The organism is Secundilactobacillus muriivasis (genome assembly GCF_054785195.1).
Genome location: NZ_BAABMI010000059.1, coordinates 1 through 15,237, shown reverse-complemented (window position 1 = coordinate 15,237; position 15,237 = coordinate 1). Strand labels below are relative to the sequence as shown.

General features: G+C 47.6%; 13 protein-coding genes. 4 read left to right on the top strand and 9 right to left on the bottom strand.

Going from position 1 to position 15,237, the window contains the following annotated elements; translation table 11 throughout:
- Positions 1–218 precede the first annotated feature (218 nt).
- The 3 genes from ACYVR3_RS12865 to ACYVR3_RS12855 all read right to left on the bottom strand — a co-directional run bounded on the left by ACYVR3_RS12865 (position 219) and on the right by ACYVR3_RS12855 (position 4,357).
- On the bottom strand, positions 219–1,763 hold the full coding sequence (locus ACYVR3_RS12865; RefSeq protein ID WP_461244576.1) for a DEAD/DEAH box helicase: 1,545 nt from the start codon (positions 1,761–1,763) through the stop codon (positions 219–221).
- Positions 1,764–2,058: 295 nt separating this feature from the next.
- Positions 2,059–3,432, bottom strand: coding sequence for a UDP-N-acetylmuramoyl-tripeptide--D-alanyl-D-alanine ligase (locus ACYVR3_RS12860; protein WP_461244575.1), 1,374 nt, complete (start codon positions 3,430–3,432; stop codon positions 2,059–2,061).
- A 139-nt stretch (positions 3,433–3,571) separates the two neighbouring features.
- Positions 3,572–4,357, bottom strand: a complete 786-nt coding sequence (locus tag ACYVR3_RS12855; protein WP_054737082.1) for a hypothetical protein — start codon at positions 4,355–4,357, stop codon at positions 3,572–3,574.
- A gap of 258 nt (positions 4,358–4,615) precedes the next feature.
- On the opposite strand from ACYVR3_RS12855, the gene ACYVR3_RS12850 reads away from it, so the two are divergent.
- Entirely contained in the window at positions 4,616–5,089 is a 474-nt protein-coding gene (locus ACYVR3_RS12850; RefSeq protein WP_461244574.1) for a low molecular weight protein-tyrosine-phosphatase, read from the top strand.
- A gap of 79 nt (positions 5,090–5,168) precedes the next feature.
- Here ACYVR3_RS12850 and ACYVR3_RS12845 read toward each other — a convergent pair whose 3' ends face one another.
- From ACYVR3_RS12845 to ACYVR3_RS12820, 6 genes are all read right to left on the bottom strand, one after another.
- Positions 5,169–5,870 carry a class A sortase gene (locus ACYVR3_RS12845; protein WP_461244573.1) on the bottom strand — a complete coding sequence of 234 codons (702 nt, stop codon included), beginning with the start codon at positions 5,868–5,870 and terminating at the stop codon, positions 5,169–5,171.
- A gap of 482 nt (positions 5,871–6,352) precedes the next feature.
- Positions 6,353–6,595 carry a type B 50S ribosomal protein L31 gene (locus ACYVR3_RS12840; RefSeq protein WP_054737079.1) on the bottom strand — a complete coding sequence of 81 codons (243 nt, stop codon included), beginning with the start codon at positions 6,593–6,595 and terminating at the stop codon, positions 6,353–6,355.
- Between the two features lie 155 nt (positions 6,596–6,750).
- Positions 6,751–8,028, bottom strand: coding sequence for a UDP-N-acetylglucosamine 1-carboxyvinyltransferase (locus tag ACYVR3_RS12835; protein ID WP_054737078.1), 1,278 nt, complete (start codon positions 8,026–8,028; stop codon positions 6,751–6,753).
- Between the two features lie 218 nt (positions 8,029–8,246).
- Positions 8,247–9,854, bottom strand: a complete 1,608-nt coding sequence (locus ACYVR3_RS12830) for a CTP synthase (RefSeq protein ID WP_057152047.1) — start codon at positions 9,852–9,854, stop codon at positions 8,247–8,249.
- A 769-nt stretch (positions 9,855–10,623) separates the two neighbouring features.
- Positions 10,624–11,256: a DNA-directed RNA polymerase subunit delta gene (gene rpoE / locus ACYVR3_RS12825; protein ID WP_054737526.1), complete on the bottom strand. Its 633-nt coding sequence runs from the start codon at positions 11,254–11,256 to the stop codon at positions 10,624–10,626.
- Positions 11,257–11,300: 44 nt separating this feature from the next.
- Positions 11,301–11,744 carry a YwiB family protein gene (locus ACYVR3_RS12820; protein ID WP_054737527.1) on the bottom strand — a complete coding sequence of 148 codons (444 nt, stop codon included), beginning with the start codon at positions 11,742–11,744 and terminating at the stop codon, positions 11,301–11,303.
- A 293-nt stretch (positions 11,745–12,037) separates the two neighbouring features.
- Here ACYVR3_RS12820 and ACYVR3_RS12815 point away from each other — a divergent pair, with 293 nt between their 5' ends.
- From ACYVR3_RS12815 to yidA, 3 genes are read left to right on the top strand one after another with little or no spacing between them, the layout of a single operon-like run.
- Positions 12,038–12,862: a lipoate--protein ligase family protein gene (locus ACYVR3_RS12815; protein ID WP_461244572.1), complete on the top strand. Its 825-nt coding sequence runs from the start codon at positions 12,038–12,040 to the stop codon at positions 12,860–12,862.
- A gap of 29 nt (positions 12,863–12,891) precedes the next feature.
- On the top strand, positions 12,892–14,241 hold the full coding sequence (locus ACYVR3_RS12810) for an HD domain-containing protein (protein WP_054737528.1): 1,350 nt from the start codon (positions 12,892–12,894) through the stop codon (positions 14,239–14,241).
- Positions 14,242–14,258: 17 nt separating this feature from the next.
- Positions 14,259–15,068 carry a sugar-phosphatase gene (gene yidA / locus ACYVR3_RS12805; protein ID WP_461244571.1) on the top strand — a complete coding sequence of 270 codons (810 nt, stop codon included), beginning with the start codon at positions 14,259–14,261 and terminating at the stop codon, positions 15,066–15,068.
- The last annotated feature ends 169 nt before the right edge of the window (positions 15,069–15,237 follow it).

Here is a 15,237-nt window from a genome sequence, read left to right as displayed (position 1 = left end):
GCGCTTTCTGGCCACCACGCCGAATGGTGCTGCGCGAGACTGAGAGCTGCATGCAAGGCGACATCGGTAAACCCGCCAGGCCCGGGCGCCTTCACCGATGTCGCCTTGCACACTGCTCTCAACCCGTCTCGCTCCGCACACTTACACTGGACACAAACGACAATCAAAAAAGCACCGAACCGCCAACAAAACGTTAGCGACTCGGTGCTTCAAGTTAATTAGTCTTTTTTACGGATGGTGAATTGACGCTTGCCACCACCATTGCTTTTGTGATCGCGGTTCTTGTGATCACGGTGGTCCTTGTTGTTACCGCCTGAGTAACGGTGGTGGCCATCACCGCCGCCACTCTTGTTGCCGTAACGACGACCATTGCCGCCACGACCATGGTTGTTACCACCGCGACCGCCACGGTAGTTCCGGTTACCGGAACCACCCTTGCGACGTGGTAATGGCCGTTCTGGTGTGATCTTAACTGGGACCTTAGTTGAATCGTCCTTGGTTAAGTCGTTCAGTAAGGCAGCCACTAAATCAATCGCTTCGTATTGATCCAGCAACTTGTTAGCCATCTTTTCGTACTTTTCAGTATCGGTCTTTTCAACCAGATCCTTAACCGTGGATTCTGCGTTGCTCAATTGACCAGTAAAGGCTTCTTCAGCCGAAGGTGGCTTCAGTGGTAACATCCGCACCTTGGTTAACTTTTCAATTTCGCGCAGGTAATCCATTTCGTTTGGTGTGACAAAGGTCAATGACACACCATGGTGCCCGGCACGGCCAGTACGGCCGACACGGTGCACGTAACTATCTGGATCTTGAGGAATATCGTAGTTGTAAACGTGGGTCACGTCTTCAACGTCGATCCCACGAGCAGCAACGTCGGTCGCCACTAAGATATCTAATTGACCGTGCTTGAACTGGTTCAAGATTTGCATCCGCCGTTTTTGGGTCAAATCCCCATGGATCCCAGCAGCGTTGTAGCCACGAGTTTCCAAACCGCGAGTGATTTCGTCCACCCGACGCTTAGTCCGGGTGAAGACGATGGTCAGGTCAGGTGATTGAACATCGAATAATCGAGTCATCACATCGAACTTTTCGTAATCCTTAGCTCGAACATAGTACTGATCGATTAAGTCGGTGGTCAATTCCTTGGCCTTGATCTTAACGTGTTCAGGGTTGTTCATGAATTGAACCCCAACCCGCTTGATTTCAGGTGGCATCGTTGCTGAGAACAGCATAGTTTGCCGTTCATTAGGAATAGCCTTGATGATACTTTCAATATCATCTAAGAATCCCATGTTTAACATTTCGTCAGCTTCGTCCAAGACCAACATCTTAACGTGGTCTAACTTCACTGTCCGACGGTTCATGTGATCCAATAAACGGCCTGGCGTCCCAACTAAAACTTGTGGGTGGCTCTTCAAGCTGTTAATTTGACGACGGATATCTGCCCCACCGTACACAACTTGAACCTTGGCATGTTCGTCCTTACCCAACCGGTAAATTTGTTCTTGGGTTTGGATGGCAAGTTCACGAGTTGGTGAGATCACCAATGCTTGAATGTTAGGATTGTCTTTGTCAATCTTTTCAAGAATTGGTAGTGCAAACGCAGCAGTCTTACCAGTCCCAGTTTGGGCTTGTCCGATCACATCTTGACCTTTAAGCACCATTGGGATGGTTTCGGCTTGGATTGGGGTTGCTTCTTCATACCCACTACGTTCTACGGCTTTGAGCAGGGCATCTGATAACCCGAGTTCATTAAACTTCAAATAAGTTTCCTCCTAGATAGGCTTTTACAAGGGCAATGGGACTAAGAGAAATCCGTCTCGTGTCGCGTCCGATTACCCAATTGACATCGTATCATTTAAAAAAACATAACTAGCGTATCATACACCAGATAACTATTAAACGCAACTATTTAACCAGCAGGTACCGCTTTGTTAGGTAAATCAGTTTACCTCTTAATACCGACCTCACCCCCTCGTAACCGGTTACTAACTCGTCATAAAAAATAAAAAGACTTTATTTACCGTCATTGATTTTCGGCAATAAAGTCCCCCTTAACTATGCTTTTAGTTCCGCTAAAACTGTTTCCAAGTGAATCCCGTGGCTTCCTTTGATCAACACGGCATCGGCAGAAGTCATGTCCGTTTGAAGTTGCGCCGTTAACGTTGCTAGCTCATCCGTCTGGTAAAGGTGGAGCGCTGTTTCAGGATACTGCTTGAGTAACTCATCGTACAACGCCTTCATGTGAGGCCCAACCAGATAAACTGCTTGAATCAGCTGTGGATCAAACGCCGAAGCCAGACTCGCGTGCAACGCATCCGCCTGAGCACCAAGCTCCAGCATATCCCCCAGCACAACCCGTCTCGTTCCCGCAACGTCAACCTGTGAAAAGGCCGCCATTACTTCTTTCACCGCCGTTGGATTGGAGTTATACACATCACTCAAAATCCGTTCGCCAGCAGCGCCATCTACCCATTCAGCCCGGTTCTTAGTTAGATCCATGTCCAAAAAAGCCTGCGCAGCGTCACTCGCGCTGATTCGGTAAGCCTGCGCTACACACAGGGCTGCCAACGCATTGTTAACGTTGTAGTCACCGATCATTGGCAGTTCAAATAGCTGATCTGGCCACTGATTCGTCTTAAAGGTCGTGGCCGTTTCCGTCGTTTGCACTTCAGTAGCAACCATCTCGTCAGCTGCTTGACGCCCAAACGTCATTTGGCGTTGTTCAACCGCGGTTGCTCGTTCCTGCAACAATGGTTCATCGCCATCAAACACAAAAAGGCCGTCTTCCTTGAGCCCGTGAGTGATTTCCATCTTCGCATCGGCAATCTTCCCGCGCGTCCCGAAGAATTCAATGTGGGCTTCGCCAATCATGGTGATAATGGCCAAATCAGGCGAAACCAGTTTACTCAAAAAGTCCAGCTGTCCTGGCCGGTCCATCCCAAGTTCGATCACCAAAATTTCGGTGTTGGGTTCCATCGCCAAGATCGTCACGGGAACCCCGATTTCGTTGTTAAAGTTATCCTGAGTCTTCGTCACGTTAAACCGCGTGGCGAGGATGGCGGCTACCATATCCTTAGTCGTCGTCTTACCGTTTGACCCAGTAATGGCCACAACCTTAGGATTAATTTTTAAGAGATAATGCCGACTTAGTTCCTGTAACGCTGTTAGCGGATCATCAACAACTAAAACCGGGTAGTCCGTTGGCGCTGGCCCCCGATCCGCCTTCCAAAAAGTGGCGACTGCCCCATTAGCCATAGCTTGTTCGATAAATTCGTGGCCATCACGTTCACCAGCTAAGGGCACAAATAGCGCGCCAGGTGTCAATTGCCGACTATCAAAGGCGACACTCGACACTTCAATTTCGGTCCACATTGTTGTTTCATTTTGCGCTGAAACCGCCGTTGCGATTTCACCAAGTTGCATTTTCATGTTTTTGCTCCTAATTATTTAACGTCATTAAAAAACTGCTTCACTATTATAACACGACTCCGACTGAGGTGTTATCTTGACCAATTAGGGCGCTGTTTGTCAGTTGATTGAACAACTGACGCGCTGCGCCCCGTATCTGCTATAAATCAATTTCATCCTCAATAAACGGTGTCTCATCCGTAATTTCTAACGCCCACCGCTTCGCTTCAACGTCGTAACTGAGCGTTGCCACTTGCCGAGACGTTTCGTAAACATCCATTCGATCACGCCACCAGTTTTGACGTTCCGGGTGTTCTTGCAACCGAATCGGGATCAAGTAACGCCGTCGTCGTTCGACAGCTTGATCAAACGCAAAGATGACCCCTTCGCTAAATACCGCCGACAACTGTTGGAACAGATCATCCGGCACATCGCTGACCGAAAACGGTCGGTTAAACATCATCCACCGATTACTGTGCAACAACCGCAAATGTCGCTTCAGTGAGATATCTAGAATATGGTTGAAGGTACGCAAATTGCGGTAGTACACCTTCACAAATCCCTCGGTCGTTGCAAGATACGCGTAATCATTTTGAAGTTTTGAATACAGCGGCAGATGGTAATGGGTCTTCATGTGCGCCATATACAACAATTCCGCAATTTCACTTGGCATGAGCAAGTCCAGGTCATCAACCTCGTGATAATCTAACCACATCTTCGGGCCTGCCGATTTTCCCAACAAGAACTCCCGGGCGGCAGATTGACCAGAAACCGTTTGGAACCGGGTATGGTTATTGACCTGGTTCCCCTCATTTTGTTGATCGATTAATACCAACCGTTGGGGCACACTAGGAATGCCGTTCACAAAATCGGCCGTTGTGACCCCATAGGAGATTACCAGGTTATTCACCTGCTCCCAGTTAATGTAGATAAAATTACCTTGCATCACTTTACTCACACTCTCTACAATTTTCAGACAATCTCATTGTACTACGAAACCGTTCGTAATTGGATAACCAAATCGGATTCTGATAAAATAATCTACCGTTTGTTTCGTATCCGACTAAATACCCCTAAAATCCCGGCATTACGGGCTTTAAGTAGCACAATTTTGGCCTTAAAATGAGGCCCTTCACCACTATTCTTGACATCCACTGATTCCACCCGTACCATGTATCAAGCACAACTATAAAGGAGACCTATCATGACTAACGTGTTATTTGTTTGCCTCGGTAATATTTGTCGCTCACCAATGGCAGACGCCATTTTTACTGACCTCGTTGCCAAACGGGGCTTAAGCGATCGCATCCACGTTGATTCCTGCGCAACCAGCCGCGAAGAAGAGGGCAACGCCCCTCACCCTGGTGCGCAAAAGGTGATGGCTGCTCACGGGTTAGACTACAGCCAACTCCGCTCACGGCCCATTCAACGCAGTGACTTTGAGTGGGCCGATTACATCATTACGATGGACCGTCAAAACGTCTTCAATCTGAACCAAAAGGCTCCGGCAGCGGATAAGGGTAAGATTCACCTATGCTTGGATATTCTACCGGATCGCCAGGGTGAAGAGATTCCTGATCCTTGGTACACGCACCGCTTCGAATATACCTATCAAGTTCTGAGCGAGGCCTTACCAAAGTGGTTAGACCACATTGAAGCTACGGATTTAACGGCTTAGTTGCCTAACGCTGATTCAATTAAACTCAAAAGCGCCATGACATTCCAACTTAGGAATCTCATGGCGCCTTTATTTTTAGTTACTTGTTATTAAACTGACTAGCAAACTGCTTAACAACTGCATTTGGCGCATCCGCATACGTCATTGTTTGAACCAGTTTTCCGCGAATCATCAACCGACCCGCACCGGTTGCATCACAGGTCACTAACGTAATGATGTTTGACCGGGTCTGATTAACGACGTCCACCCGGGTTGCCGCGATAAACTGCCGCTTGTAAACCTTGTAGCGGTAGACGTGCTTCATGTTCGTCAGGTAAATCGTATCGCCCACCTTGGTTTTCCAGTACAGCGGACTGAACAAAATATCCTTGCGAACCATGTGGTGCCCAGCTAACGGATAGTTACCTGACCCCATCTTTTGGTCTGCCCGCATCGTACCAGCAGCTAACGCTAAGGTTTCATTGGCCACGCCTTTAGCGATTGGCAAGTGGATCTTAGCCTTTGGGACCAAGATTTGACCAATCACGTGCACCTTTTGCGCATTCATCCGGGCCTTAGCCACGGTTGTAAAATTCAGTGATTTTGCATTCTTAAAGTTAAAGTCCGCCGATTTTTTTTCGTTCGCCGCCACCGACTTAGCCGTTACTTTCGGTTGATACGAACTAACTAACCAGTTTTTGATTTGTTGATTGAAAATCAAGCCTAGCGAAATTAACACTAGGATCGTAAACCCAATTCGATAAAGCCACCGCCGAACGCGATGTTGTGACTGCTTTTTCATGTTTATCCCCCGCTCTCAGGTAGCACTTACTTGAAGCGTTAAACCGACTGCCTAAATGATACCCTAATTTTACTCGATTTATTCGGAGAATGAAAGTTCGGTGATTTATATTTGGGGGAAACTTTGGGTATTGGTATCCGGCGTTGTTTTGATTCCCAATGGTGCATTGAACAATGCTCGTTCAGGCTACGAAATTCGGCGTCACTTGAACTGTTATTTCCAGGGTTTCCGTAATTTCAGAAACTTGTCAGCCACGCACTTTCTGGCTACCACGCCGAATGGCCAAATAGGCTTCCAGACTTCGTCGGGTCGTGCTGCGCGAGACTGAGAGCTATGCGTAAGGCGAGTCCGGTAAAACCGCCAGGCCCGGGCGCTTTCACCGGACTCGCCTTACACTACGCTCTCAACCCGTCTCGCTCCGCACACTACAAAAAACAGCCTTCCCCCAAAAGAGAAAGCTGTCATCAAATAATCGTGTTTGATTATAAACCGTACTTCTTGTTGAAACGGTCCACAGCACCATCGGCCTTGGCAAACTTTTGCTTACCAGTGTAGAAAGGATGTGAATCTGAAGAAATTTCAACCCGGATCAATGGGTAAGTGTTACCGTCTTCCCATTCAACAGTTTCTGCTGAAGTAGCAGTTGAACCTGAAAGGAATTTGTAGCCAGTACTTGAATCTTGGAAGACTACTTCGTGGTAGTCTGGATGGATACCTTGCTTCATAAGTTGTTCGCTCCTTTGCCCTGAATCATTTACTGAGACAGAGATTGATTGTTTATATCGTCAACCCAACCACTATATCATGAACCCCTATTAATTTCAATGGGTATTCGTGAAACAATGATTAGTTTCACGTTAAATTACCTTGAAACTGTGCTTTAATCTTCTACTCGAACGGGATCCTCAATGGCAACGTCCGCACCTAACGCCGTTAATTTAGCGACAATGCTACCATAACCACGTAAGATGTTATCCGCGTTTTCGATTTCAGTTGTGCCATCTGCCATTAAGGCGGCAATCATCAATGATGCGCCGGCCCGAATTTCACCAGCATCAACGACTGCTCCGTTCAGATGATCAGTATGGTCAACCACGATCATGTCACGTTCAGCCCGAATCTGCGCCCCCATTTTCTGGAGTTGCGAAATGTGCTTTATCCGTTGGGGATAAATGGTGTCAACGATCATGCTACTCCCAGTCGCCCGCAAAAGTAGCGGTGTGATTGGTTGTTGGAGATCCGTTGCAAACCCCGGGAACGGTAACGTCTTCACCTGAATGGCTTTTAAGTCATCCGAGCGACCAACATAAACCTTATCCTCGCCCATCTCCAGGTTAACGCCCATTTCAATCAACTTCGCCGTGAAGGATTCCAAGTGTTCTGGAATAATGTTGTTGATTTGAATGCCGTCACCAGCCGCTGCAGCTAAGGATAGGAACGTCCCTGCTTCAATCCGATCTGGGATGATGGTGTGTACGTTAGTTGCCCGTAATGCTGGAACCCCTTCAATGCGGATCACATCAGTGCCGGCACCGCGAACGTGCGCCCCCATATTGTTCAAGAAGGTGGCAATGTCCACGATCTCGGGTTCCTTTGCGGCGTTTTCAATCGTCGTGGATCCCGTTGCTTTAACGGCTGCCAAAATGGTGTTGATGGTTGCCCCAACCGACACCACATCTAAGAAGATGCGGGCGCCGTGTAAGCCGTCTTCACCCGTTGTAATGCGGACCGTGCCGTTATCCTCAACCACACTAGCACCTAACGCCTGAAAGGCCTTGATGTGTTGGTCAATTGGTCGAGGACCAATGTTATCACCACCAGGGAACGTTACCGTTGCTCGGCCAAAGCGGCCAAGTAAGGCGCCCATAAAGTAGTATGACGCTCTAAGACTCTTGATTGCTCGACTTGGCATTGGTGCTTCAACAATTTCAGTTGGGTCAACCTCCAATACGCCATTCGCAAATTTGGAGTGAACATTCATTGATTCTAGGATCAGCATCAAATTGTGAACGTCCAAAATATCTGGTACCATATCAAATTTAACCGGTGTATCAGCCAGGATTGCCGCTGGAATTAACGCGACCGTGCTATTTTTAGCGCCACCGATGCTGACGCTACCTGACAAGCGCCGACCACCGTGGATTATCATTTTTTTCATGACATAATTATCCTCTACTATAAAAATCAAAAAATCATGCTGCGATGCAATCATTAGTTAATGATAAATAATGCCCCGGCAAAATACAATAGTTTAACTAGTAAAACGTTAATTTGTAATATTTAAAAGGCCATAATCGCGACATTTCCCCCAAATTTGCCCAAAAAAGGCGGTCAACGTCATCGTCGACCGCCTTTTTTGTCTCCAAGTATGAGTGGTTATGCTTGGTGTTGTTCGTAAGCTGCTTCGACAAAGGACTTGAACAAGCCTTCTGGTCGAGTTGGCCGTGAGAGGAATTCTGGGTGGTATTGGGCTGCCACGAAGAACCGGTTCGTTGGTAATTCGATAACTTCTACCAAGTGGTTGTCAGGTGACGTCCCAGCAAAGACTAAGCCCTTTGCCTTCATTTCGTCACGGTACGCATTGTTGAATTCGTAACGGTGACGATGACGTTCTGAGATCACATCTTGATTGTTGTAAGCAGCAGCCGTAACCGTGTTAGGTTGCAACTTGCATGGGTAAGCACCCAACCGTTGAGTCCCGCCCATTTCGGTCACGTCCGTTTGGTCAGCCATCAAGTCAATGATCTTGTGGGTTGTTTCTGGGTTCATTTCAGTTGAGTTGGCATCAGCGTAACCCAAGACATTCCGAGCAAATTCAACGCTGGCCATTTGCATCCCAAGGCAAATCCCTAAGAATGGCACATCGTTTTCACGAGCGTATTGAATGGCAGTAATCATGCCTTCAATCCCACGATCGCCGAACCCACCAGGAACGATAAGGCCATCAACGTCCTTTAACGTATCCGCAATGTTTTCCTTGGTGATCTTTTCAGAGTCTACCATTTCAAGGTCAATGTCGGCATCCAATGGGTAGCCGGCGTGCTTCAAAGCTTCGGCCACAGAAATGTAGGCATCGTGTAAGCCCACGTATTTACCAACCAAGGCAATCTTGATGGTCTTGGTTAAGCTTTGAACCTTGTTAACCAACCCTTGCCATTCGGTCATGTCGGCCTCTGGTGCGTCCACGTGGAAGTGATCCAAGATAAATTGATCCATCCCTTGAGCCTTCAAACGCAATGGAATTTCGTAGATCGTATCCACGTCCATTGATTCAACAACGGCTTCCGGTTTCACGTCACAGAACAACGCGATCTTCTTCCGCATCGCATCGGTGATCGGTGCTTCGGTCCGAACAACCAAGACGTTAGGTTGGATCCCTAAGCCACGTAATTCACGAACACTGTGTTGCGTTGGCTTCGTCTTCATTTCGCCAGCGGCGTGCAAGTATGGGATCAACGTGGTGTGAATGTAGATTACGTTGTCATCACCAACTTCAGCCTTCATTTGACGAATGGCTTCCAAGAATGGTTGCGATTCAATATCCCCAACCGTCCCACCAATTTCGGTGATGACGATGTCGGCATCCAAGGTCTTACCCGCCCGCATAATCTTTTCTTTGATCATACCAGTAATGTGTGGGATCACTTGCACGGTTGCCCCGAGATAGTCGCCACGACGTTCCTTTTCCAAAACTTCGGAATAAATCTTACCAGTTGTCACGTTGGAGTACTTGTTGAGGTCGTTGTCAATAAACCGTTCGTAGTGACCAAGGTCCAAGTCGGTTTCGGTCCCGTCGTTGGTTACGAAAACTTCCCCGTGTTGATAAGGGCTCATCGTGCCGGGATCGACGTTAATGTAAGGATCGAATTTTTGGATCGTTACCTTTAACCCACGGTTCTTGAGCAAACGTCCAAGAGAGGCTGCAACAATTCCTTTTCCAAGTGAAGAAACCACACCGCCGGTTACAAAAATATATTTGGTCATTATATAACTCCTCATAAGATTAATTTGGGGTATCTGGGCATTGTCATAAATAATGAAAGAAGCCCCCTATTCAACGAATAGGGAGCTTCTTATTCCGAACAAAGGCTTCACGCATCAACGTAAAGCGCCCAAACGTTATATTACTTGTTTTTGGGGTGGGCGTCAAGGGAAATGTTTAGAGCGTTTTTCGAAACGGGTTGAGAGCAGTGTGTAAGGGGACTTAGGTAAAGGCCCCGGGCTTGGGCGTTTACCTAAGTCCCCTTACATGCAGCTCTCAGTTTCGAAAAACGCGTTTCGGCGCAAGGACAGGAAAGTCGTTGGGGTGCCAAACTTCCCAGAGTCAAATATCCCCCAAAAAGAAGCATTCTGCTCAGAGCCGAAAATTTGCTGCCAAGTTCCACTTAACGTGAAGCGAAACGGGTTGGGGTGACAAATACTGTTTATCTGAATTAACCCCAAAAAGTAACAGATTAATTCTGAGCCGAAACTCGTTGCCAAGTTACACTATGGCTTCCTGCGTGCATTATCAATATCAAAAGACGTAAGACCATTAGCACGCTTTAACAACACTTAGCACACCACTCTAAACAGCGTTCCTTGCGACGAGCAACCCGATTACTTGATTTTCGGCGTTATGATACCTATTTCGTTCAGCTACGGTTTTAATTGGACTTGCAGTCAGCATTTGTTCTCTTAGGCCACTACGCCGAAACGCGCAAAGAAAAGCCCCCAGAATCTCTCCTAGCAGGCTTTCATTTAATGATCAAATTTAGTTTTCAGACTCGTCGTCATCGTCGCCGAATTCGTCGTCGCTAAATTCAGATAGTTGCCCTTCGATACCATCTGGCATCTCATCAGCAGCATCTTCACCAGCGTCGCTACCATCATCGATGTCAGCTAAGTCAGCTTGGTACTTGCCAAGTTCCTTAGTGTCATCTTCTTCAGCGTCGTCATCCTCATCATAGTCGCCGTCTAAGTCGTCTTCATCAACGTCAACGTCGTCTTGATCCTCTGGATCGTCATCATCGTAGTCGATCACGTCATCATCATCTGACGTGTCAGCTAAGAAGGCGTTAACCTTCTTACGTTTCTTCGTCCGTGGATGATCCTCATCCTCTTCAGAACCGATCGTTGCTTCATCAATCGATTCGAATGGATACCAGGTCCGTAAACCCCAGAGGTTATCACCTAACGAAATGAAACTACCATCAATGTTCATATCAGTATAGAACTGAGAAAGCCGCTCGCGAATTTCCTTATCCGAATCGCCCAGGTATGCCTGAACCTCATTGGCTAAGTCAACAAACGGCATGGCATCCCCACGTTCAGCTAAGATGGCGTGAGCTACTTCAATCATCGATAATTCGTTTTTGTTTTGGCCTTCAAAGACTTTTAATTCCAAACTGGTGCACGTCCCTTCCACAGTCTACTAAAAACTATACTCGATTAGACCGTAAATTGCAATCGAATCTCGTAATTTCCTAATAATTGTTGTCCAACATACAGTTGATAATCAATTGCAGCCTCTCCACCAAATGGTCGTTCATGGAAGCCAACGCGTAATTGTGGCGTCACCGTTTCGACTGGCACAATCCCATACGGGGTGCGGTAAGTCGCTCGAATTCGTTTACCAGCGCTAAAGTGCATCCGCAACCGATTCTCACCATTTCGCGTTAATGACACATCGCCATTTGGTAAAAACTTAATCGTCACGGGAACTGGCTCGCCCTGATTATCTTCTTGGGGTTCACGGTACCGTAAGTAAATTGTCTCCCCAATTTGGACAATTTGGCCCTCAACATCAAGTACGTAATCGGAAGCCTCACCGTCTTGAACCGTATGAGTGGCTAGGTGAATACCTACTGGAATGCTAGTTGATAGATCATCCATGCGTGAACCTTCCTTCCTTATAGTTATACTGGATAATTATAACGCTTTTTTTAAGAAAAGGCACCAATTAGCGTGCGGAACAACTCAGGTGATGATTGGTTGCTCAAAAAATAATCGTTAACGATGGTACCGCGCCATTTTTTAACCAAGACCCTAACTTGAAAAGTTCCGTTTTTCTAAATACCGCCGGCCCTAGCATCAGCATCAAATGTGGTCTAGTCCAAAATCCTTGGTGATTCTCACTCCCATATTGTATAATTAAAAAGAACCGTTTTGACAATCGAGGTAAAACTATGACAAATCAGCAGCTTTTTTCATCATTGCAACTCATCGATACCCCACTGGCAGCAACCGATAAACTCGCCGCATTTGGCCTCACCAACGCCCTGCTTGACGTTGCGGCCACTCAAAACACGGCTATTTTACACTTTTGGACATTGCCGCCGACCTTGATCCTTGGATTAAAGGACCGGCACTTACCCGCACTAACGGCCGCTTTAGGCGATGTCGCTAGCCAAGGCTATGACTATTTCATCCGCAATTCTGGCGGCTTAGCCGTTGTCAGCGATGGTGGGATTCTTAACGTCTCCCTCTTCATTCCGCAACTGACCGACGACCACCTGTCCGTTGACGATGGTTACGCCCTGATGAAACGGGTGATGCAACAGACTTTTCCGAGCTTAACCATTGAAAATTACGAGATCACCCATTCCTACTGTCCGGGTGACTTTGACTTAAGCGTTGACGGTAAAAAAATCGCCGGCATCTCACAACGACGAAGTCCAAGCGCACTAGTCGTGATGGCCTACCTCAGCGTTTCGGGCGATCAACAATTCCGTGGCAAACTCGTCAAACAGTTCTACGAAACTGGCTTGAACGACCAGCCTAATACTTGGGGCTTCCCCGATGTCTGGCCGGAATCCATGATCAACGTTGCCGATGCCTTGAAGCAGCCTTTAACCTTGGATGATGTTAAGGGTGCTATCCGCAATACCTTTGAACAATCGGGCATCGCAATTGATACGACTAGTCTTACCCAAACAATGCAAACACCGGACTTCCAAGCCCTCTACGCTAAGGAACTTCAGAAAATGACCAAACGGCAAATTGGGCTTTAACCCACTAATTAAAGGAGGTTGTCGTCAGATTGGCATACCGAGACGAACGCCTTCCCCGTGAAAAAGTACTCCGGGACCCCGTTCACAACTACATTTACATTCAGCACCGCGTCATCTTAGATTTGATCAACACGAAGGAGTTTCAACGCTTACGCCGAATCAAACAACTCGGAACGGCCTCCCTCGTTTTTCACGGTGCCGAACACACCCGTTTCACCCATTCACTGGGTGTTTACGAAATCACACGTCAGATTTGCGATAATTTTAAACGCAATTATCCCAGTCAAACCGCTGGCGATGGCCTTTGGGACGACCGGGAACGGCTAGTGGCCTTGTGTGCAGCGTTGCTCCACGATATTGGTCATGGGCCATATAGTCATACGTTTGAACATATTTTCCAAACTGATCACGAGGCAATCACCGCCGCTATTTTGACTAACCCCACAACGGAAGTCAATCAAGTGCTTCGTGCGGTTGGCCCCAATTTTCCGGAACAGGTCGCATCGGTGATTCAAAAGACCTACCCGAATCCGCAAGTCGTCCAAATGATCTCCAGTCAAATTGACGCCGATCGGATGGACTACTTGCTCCGGGATGCGTACCATACTGGTACCAAATACGGCACGTTTGACCTCACCCGAATTCTTCGGGTTATGCGGCCCTACCACGATGGCATCGCCTTTAACTTCAACGGCATGCACGCGGTAGAAGACTACATCGTTAGCCGGTTCCAGATGTACCAACAAATCTACTTCCACCCGGTATCACGATCCATGGAGGTGATCCTTGGTCATCTGCTTACCCGCGCCAAGGAAATTTATAGCGATCCTGAAGCCGCTCATGGCGCCGCAGCCCCGTACCTGTTATTTCCATTCTTCCAGCACCAGTTCGACTTGGAAGATTACCTCCTACTGGATGATGGGACGTTGACCACGTATTTTGCTCACTGGCGTCAATCTTCGGATCCGATACTCAGTGATCTATCACACCGGTTCTTGGATCGCAAGCCGTTGAAGTCAGCGGTATTTACCGACCAGACTAAGGCTAAGTTACCACTGCTTCGAAGCCTTATCGAAAAGGCCGGCTTCAATACTCAGTACTATACGGACACGAATAACAGCTACGACCTGCCCTACGACGCGTACGATCCAAAGATGAAAAAGCCACTCACCCAAATTGAACTGATGGAACGTGATGGCAACCTCGTCGAACTATCGACCGTTAGCAGTCTGGTCAACGCGATTACCGGTAAATTCACTGGTGATCAACGGTTCTTCTTCCCCCGGGAAATGATTCATCCCGAACCCGGCAACGTTGACCTCTTTGACCCCATTTACAACCAGTTTCAACAACATTTACACAATGACAATATTATCTAACTCAAAGGAGAATTTTAATGGCAATCAAACTTATCGCAATCGACATCGACGGCACTCTGGTAGACGACCAAAAACAACTTCACCAACGGACGATCGACACGATCACCCAAGCGCGGGAACAAGGCATTAAAGTTGTGCTTTGTACCGGCCGCCCAATCACTGGGGTGCAACAGTACCTCGATCCACTCAACATTTCTGGTGATGACGAATACGTGGTCACGTTTAACGGTAGCTTAGCCCAGACCATCTCAGGTCGAATCATCGTTAAGCACAACTTGAGCACCGATGACTATTACGATTTGGAACTACTGGCTCGCAAACACAACATCCACTTCCACATGGAAACCCTCGACCACATCTACACAGCTAATCGCGATTTAAGTGGTTACACCATCGCCGAAAGTTTCCTCGTTCGGATGCCAATTCGTTTCCGGATGCCAGAGGAAATCACGGACGATCTCACGATTTCTAAAGCGATGTTCGTTGATGATCCAGAATTACTTACCCCATTCATCAATGACTTCCCTCAAGAATACCGTGATCGGTTCTACGTGGTTCAAAGTGAACCGTTCTTCTTTGAAGCCATGAACAAGAACGCCAGCAAAGGCAACGCCGTCGCTGAACTTGCCACTCAACTCGGCTTTACCGCTGACGAAGTGATGGCCATCGGTGACCAAGGCAACGACCTCACCATGGTCAAATACGCCGGCACCGGCGTCGCCATGGGCAACGCCATCGACGAACTCAAGCAAACCGCTCAGTTCATCACCAAAACTAACGAAGAAGACGGCGTTGCTTACGCTATTGAAAAATTTGCGTTGAAGTAATGCTTAATCTTAAAAAACGTTTCTCTGACTGATATCAGGGAAACGTTTTTTCTTTACGCTGGACACAAGCGTAAGTGTTGGGTGCGATTTGGGTGTCGGCTGTTTGTCATCGCTTCGCTCGCCAAAGCCGCACGAAAACCGGCGCTCTCAGGCTACAAAATTCGGCGCC

Coding starts and splice junctions, on each gene's coding strand:
- ACYVR3_RS12835 (WP_054737078.1), bottom strand. CDS start 8,028: ATGAAAAAAATGATAATCCACGGTGGTCGGCGCTTGTCAGGTAGCGTC.
- ACYVR3_RS12860 (WP_461244575.1), bottom strand. CDS start 3,432: ATGAAAATGCAACTTGGTGAAATCGCAACGGCGGTTTCAGCGCAAAAT.
- ACYVR3_RS12850 (WP_461244574.1), top strand. CDS start 4,616: ATGACTAACGTGTTATTTGTTTGCCTCGGTAATATTTGTCGCTCACCA.
- ACYVR3_RS12845 (WP_461244573.1), bottom strand. CDS start 5,870: ATGAAAAAGCAGTCACAACATCGCGTTCGGCGGTGGCTTTATCGAATT.
- ACYVR3_RS12820 (WP_054737527.1), bottom strand. CDS start 11,744: ATGGATGATCTATCAACTAGCATTCCAGTAGGTATTCACCTAGCCACT.
- ACYVR3_RS12855 (WP_054737082.1), bottom strand. CDS start 4,357: ATGCAAGGTAATTTTATCTACATTAACTGGGAGCAGGTGAATAACCTG.
- ACYVR3_RS12840 (WP_054737079.1), bottom strand. CDS start 6,595: ATGAAGCAAGGTATCCATCCAGACTACCACGAAGTAGTCTTCCAAGAT.
- ACYVR3_RS12815 (WP_461244572.1), top strand. CDS start 12,038: ATGACAAATCAGCAGCTTTTTTCATCATTGCAACTCATCGATACCCCA.
- yidA (WP_461244571.1), top strand. CDS start 14,259: ATGGCAATCAAACTTATCGCAATCGACATCGACGGCACTCTGGTAGAC.
- ACYVR3_RS12830 (WP_057152047.1), bottom strand. CDS start 9,854: ATGACCAAATATATTTTTGTAACCGGCGGTGTGGTTTCTTCACTTGGA.